This window comes from bacterium (genome assembly GCA_040754625.1).
Taxonomy (GTDB): Bacteria; JACRDZ01; JAQUKH01; order JAQUKH01; family JAQUKH01; genus JAQUKH01.
Window position 1 is genome coordinate 1 of sequence record JBFMCF010000130.1, and the last position, 4716, is coordinate 4716.

5 protein-coding genes are annotated in these 4716 nt (G+C 38.8%); 1 reads left to right on the top strand and 4 read right to left on the bottom strand.

The genetic code is table 11. The annotated features are described in order from the left end of the window. Positions 1–135: 135 nt before the first annotated feature. The 3 genes from AB1498_12745 to AB1498_12755 all read right to left on the bottom strand — a co-directional run bounded on the left by AB1498_12745 (position 136) and on the right by AB1498_12755 (position 2667). Positions 136–792, bottom strand: a complete 657-nt coding sequence (locus tag AB1498_12745) for an ATP-binding cassette domain-containing protein (protein ID MEW6089160.1) — start codon at positions 790–792, stop codon at positions 136–138. Positions 793–799: 7 nt separating this feature from the next. Continuing rightward, positions 800–1735 carry a transketolase family protein gene (locus AB1498_12750; protein MEW6089161.1) on the bottom strand — a complete coding sequence of 312 codons (936 nt, stop codon included), beginning with the start codon at positions 1733–1735 and terminating at the stop codon, positions 800–802. A gap of 68 nt (positions 1736–1803) precedes the next feature. Further along, complete coding sequence (locus tag AB1498_12755) at positions 1804–2667, bottom strand: transketolase (protein MEW6089162.1); 864 nt, start codon at positions 2665–2667, stop codon at positions 1804–1806. A 95-nt stretch (positions 2668–2762) separates the two neighbouring features. On the opposite strand from AB1498_12755, the gene AB1498_12760 reads away from it, so the two are divergent. Beyond that, positions 2763–4130: an ATP-binding cassette domain-containing protein gene (locus AB1498_12760; protein MEW6089163.1), complete on the top strand. Its 1368-nt coding sequence runs from the start codon at positions 2763–2765 to the stop codon at positions 4128–4130. Between the two features lie 2 nt (positions 4131–4132). On the opposite strand, the gene AB1498_12765 is transcribed toward AB1498_12760, so the two are convergent. Next, positions 4133–4510 (bottom strand): hypothetical protein, encoded by a 378-nt coding sequence (locus tag AB1498_12765; protein ID MEW6089164.1) that lies wholly within the window; start codon positions 4508–4510, stop codon positions 4133–4135. Positions 4511–4716 lie beyond the last annotated feature (206 nt).

Here is a 4716-nt window from a genome sequence, read left to right on the forward strand (position 1 = left end):
ACCAGGATAAACTGTTCATAGCTTGTAAGTTGTTTCACGAAAGCTCCTCCTTTTTCCAAAGATTTCTCTCTGGAGGAGCTTTTCGTCTTCTTCGGGCTATATATTAAAGGATTTCAACAGAACCTATTCATTTAATTAATTTTCTGAAATTCTGCCGGAACTGGTCAATTCAACTTCCCTCAAACCCCGCAGGAAACACCTTTCCTCCCTTGTAGAAAATAAAATAACCCTGTCCTGTGTTCTTAACTTTTTAAATATTTGATAAATCTCTTCCGCTTCAGACACATCCAGTCCCCTGTCAATATCATCAGCTAAAATAACCCGCGGACTATTAACCAGGGCCCTTGCAATGACAAGTTTTCTTTTTTCAAATTCACTAAGTTTAGACGATATAACATCCATTTTCTTCTCCAGACCGACCAGCGATAATACCTCATAAATACGCGCTTCCCTGATTCTTGAAGAAAAACCGTAAAACCTGAAAACCAAATCGATATTAGCGTAAAGGCTCCTGTCATTTAATAAATTTATATCATCGGGAATAATTCCAAGCTGCCGCCGGTAAAGAAAAATTTTCTCCTTTTTTATACAGGAAAGATTCTGACCGCAAATAATCATTTCTCCGCGTGTGGGTTTTTCTATTCCGCAAAGAAGTTTAATAAGCGTACTTTTACCTGTCTTTTCACGGCCCTTCAAAACAACCCATTCACCTTGTTTTATTAACAAGTTAATATCATTCAAGACAAATCCGGAAGAATCGTATTTTTTGCATACATGATAAAGCTGAATCATATATTAATTATTTTCTTTTAATTATCCTTTTTGCCTCTTCTATAATATTTTCGGTGGTCAATCCGTTTTTCTTAAAAAGTTCATCCGGCTCACCGGATTCCCCAAACCTGTCCAAAACCCCGATTCTTTTCAAAGGTACCGGATATTCTTCTCCAAGGACCTCAGCAACTGCGCTGCCCAATCCCCCGATAACCGTATGGTCCTCTGCTGTAATTATTGCCCCTGTATCCCTGGCCGCTTTAATTATCATTTCCTTATCAATAGGCTTAATACATGCTATATTTATCACCCTTGCGCGGATCCCGCTGCCGGCAAGCGCTTTTGCCGCATTTAAGGCAGGCTCAACCATAATACCGCACGCGATAATTGCCACATCGGTCCCATCCCGCAAAAGATTTCCCTTCCCTATTTCAAATTTATAATCTTTGTTGTTTACTACGGGTGATTTTGCGCGTGAGGTCCTTATATATACAGGCCCGGTATATTCAACCGCCTTTTCAATGACTTTTTCGGTTTCTATTCCATCAGAAGGAACAATTACAACCATCCCGGGAATTGTTCTCATAAGTGAAATATCCTCTATACATTGATGGGACAAACCATCCGCTCCAACGGAAAGACCTCCATGACTTCCAACGATTTTTACATTAAAACCGCCTGCCGTTATGCCATTACGGACCTGTTCCCATGCCCTCCCTGAGGCGAAAATCGCAAACGTATGGGCAAATACGACCTTTCCGCATGACGCAATCCCGGCGGCTTGTGCCATCATATTCTGTTCCGCTATTCCGTAATTGAAAAACCTCTCTGGAAACTCTTTGGCAAAAATTATTGATTTTGTTGATTCTGATAAATCCGCGTCAAGAACAACAATGTTTTTATTCACCCTGCCGAGTTTGGCCAGTGTCAGCCCGCAGGCCTCACGTGTGGCTATTGCTTCCATTACGCCTCCTATAATATCGTGAAACGTCAAATGTAAACCGTAATAAGTATGTATTTACTATTCACGTTTTATGCTCCTTCACGATTTATATTTTTCTCATACTCATCAAGTTCGCACAGGCCCTTTTCGCACTCTTCATAAGTTGGCGCTGTCCCGTGATATTTTACCTTTCCCTCCATAAAAGACACGCCTTTTCCTTTTATTGTTTTCGCGATGATTATGCTTGGCCTGCCTTTTACAGTTTCTGCCTCATCAAGCACTTTTGTAAGCTCTCCGATACTATGCCCATCCGCTTCCATTACATTCCATCCAAATGCCCGCCATTTATCCGAAATTGGGTCGATATTCATTACGTCCAAAACCTTTCCGTCAATCTGCAGTCCGTTGTAATCCAGGACCGCGCAAAGATTGTCAAGGTGATAATGAGCGGCGGACATAGCGGCTTCCCATACCTCCCCCTCCTGGTTCTCACCGTCTCCGAGCAGGGCATAAACACGATAACTTTTTTTATCAATATGTTTCCCGCACAAAGCAATACCGCAGGCTATTGAAATACCCTGTCCCAGTGAACCTGTCGATGCCTCCACCCCGGGAAGTTTTCTTCTGTCCGGGTGACCCTGCAGGCGCGAACCTAATTTTCTCAAGGTCGCAAGCTCTTCTTTCGGGAAATATCCCGCTTCAGACAACACAGCGTATAAAGCAGGCGCCGCATGGCCTTTACTTAAGACAAACCTGTCCCTGTCGGTCCAATATGGCTCACTGGGTTTGTAACGCATTTTATAAAAATATAACGATGTTAAAATATCAACAGCGGAAAGGGACCCTCCTGTATGCCCGCTTTTTGATTCTGTCAGCATCTTTATTATATTCCTGCGAATGCCGCACGCTGTTTTCTTTAGCTTTCTTTCTGCCTGGTCGGTTTCTGTTTTCATGGACCCACCTTTATTAATTTTTATAAATGTAAAATATTATATCATATTTATATGGAAATATAAAATTAAAATTTGTTACAATAATATATCGAAAAATGATAAAACTTAATCAAATATCCTTTGGGTATAACCAGGATGAGAAATTCCTGGATAAAATAGATTTTGAAATTCCGGAAAATAAATTTATCACTATAATCGGCCAAAGCGGTTCAGGAAAAACAACACTCGCAAAACTAATAGCGGGAATTCTCTCCCCGGGAAATGGAAAAATCACGGTTGACGGATATGATTTCACAGGGCAAAAACCGGCTTATATCGGTAAAAATTCCGATTACAACAGCATATTCACTACAACTTTGGAAGAATTAACGGCCTTTGGCCCTGAAAATTCCGGTATCCCGGGAGAAGAAATATCTGCAAGAATCATTCAATCTTTAAAAATAACCGGTTTGGAAAAATTCCGTTTTTTTCCTGTCCATGCTTTATCGCGGGGGCAAAAACAAATAGCCGCTCTCGCATCATTTCTTACATTAAAACCAAAATATCTTGTTCTTGATGAACCAACTTCCTTGTTGGACGAAATTGATGAAAAAAAATTCTGGGAAATAGTAAAAACAATCCATAAATCTTATAAAATAGGCATTATATATTTCAGTAACGGCATATTTGTCCCAGGCTGTGACAGTTTATTTTATATAAAAAATAAAAAAATCGAAGAGATCAAAACAGATTCCGCCATATTATCTGAAAAAATCCCGGTCAATACCAGTCAAATCGCTGACGATTCTTCAATTGTTCTTGAAATTAAGAACGCGGGTTACTCGCCGGATAAAAATATTTTTAACAAAGGCAATTTAATTTTAAAAAATGTAAATTTAAAAATTTCAAAGGGAGAATTTGTTTTTATATATGGTAATTCGGGTTCGGGGAAAAGCACTTTGGCCAAACTTATCGCGAATCTTATTAAACCAAGCTTTGGAGAAGTAAATTTTCCTTCTTTTTCTTCAAAGAAAAATACAAAATCATTCCGGCAGAAAATTGGTTTAATATTCCAGGAACCGGAAAATCAATTTCTGACTGAAAATATTGGGCAGGAAATTAATTTCGGTTTGGCAAATTTTAATGTCCCTGAAAAAGAGAGTATCGAAAGAACCGAATGGATTTTTGGGTTGCTTTCCTTGAATTACGATTATCTAAAAAACCAAGATATGCTTTATTTCCCTTTAGCGGGCAAAAGAAAAATCGCGGCTGCGTCCGCGCTTGTCCTTTTTCCTGAAATTCTTGTGATTGATGATATTTTAACGGGCCTTGACATAGAAGAAAAAAATGCATTATTAAAGGCATTTATTGAATATCAAAAACGAACAAACTGCGCGTGCCTGTTTTTTACAGGCAGAAAATCCGATATAATTTCGCGGGAGCATTTCTATGTTTTAAACGAAGGGAATTTAATATATAAATAGCGTTATTTCCCTTTTTCCACATAGTCTTTAAATTTTGACAACGCGCCGGCAAGTTCAGTCCTTTCAGCAATACCCCTGCCGCTAAAACCCTTTTCCCATCTCGCATCCAGTTTTATCTGCATTATCATTCCTTCATCAGCGGCGTTAAATTTAAAAGTCGTCCTCATCCACTGGGTATTAAACTGGACAATCTTTTTAGGCGTTATACTCCATACATTGCATTCACTGCCGTCAGACCAGTAAATAACCGCATCTTCTTCCCACCCCGGGATTATTTTTTTAATGCCCCGCGGCCACCATTTTCCCCAATTCCCTGGATTTAGAAAAAAATCCCATACTTCATTTAAAGATTTATTGATTCCAGCCTCAACTTTTACCATTAAATCAACCTTTTTTATTGAAATATTAATCAAAGAGATGATATAATATACCACATATATCGCTATGTCAAGTAATTTGTTAGAGAAGTATCCCCAAAATTTCAGCGTCAAAATAAAGCCGTTTGATAAATCAAATTATTTGTTTGGCCTGTTTTATTGAAAACTATGCCTGAATACTTTGCAAATATTTCTTTTATTCCGTCAGC

Coding starts and splice junctions, on each gene's coding strand:
- AB1498_12745 (MEW6089160.1), bottom strand. CDS start 792: ATGATTCAGCTTTATCATGTATGCAAAAAATACGATTCTTCCGGATTT.
- AB1498_12750 (MEW6089161.1), bottom strand. CDS start 1,735: ATGGAAGCAATAGCCACACGTGAGGCCTGCGGGCTGACACTGGCCAAA.
- AB1498_12755 (MEW6089162.1), bottom strand. CDS start 2,667: ATGAAAACAGAAACCGACCAGGCAGAAAGAAAGCTAAAGAAAACAGCG.
- AB1498_12760 (MEW6089163.1), top strand. CDS start 2,763: ATGATAAAACTTAATCAAATATCCTTTGGGTATAACCAGGATGAGAAA.
- AB1498_12765 (MEW6089164.1), bottom strand. CDS start 4,510: ATGGTAAAAGTTGAGGCTGGAATCAATAAATCTTTAAATGAAGTATGG.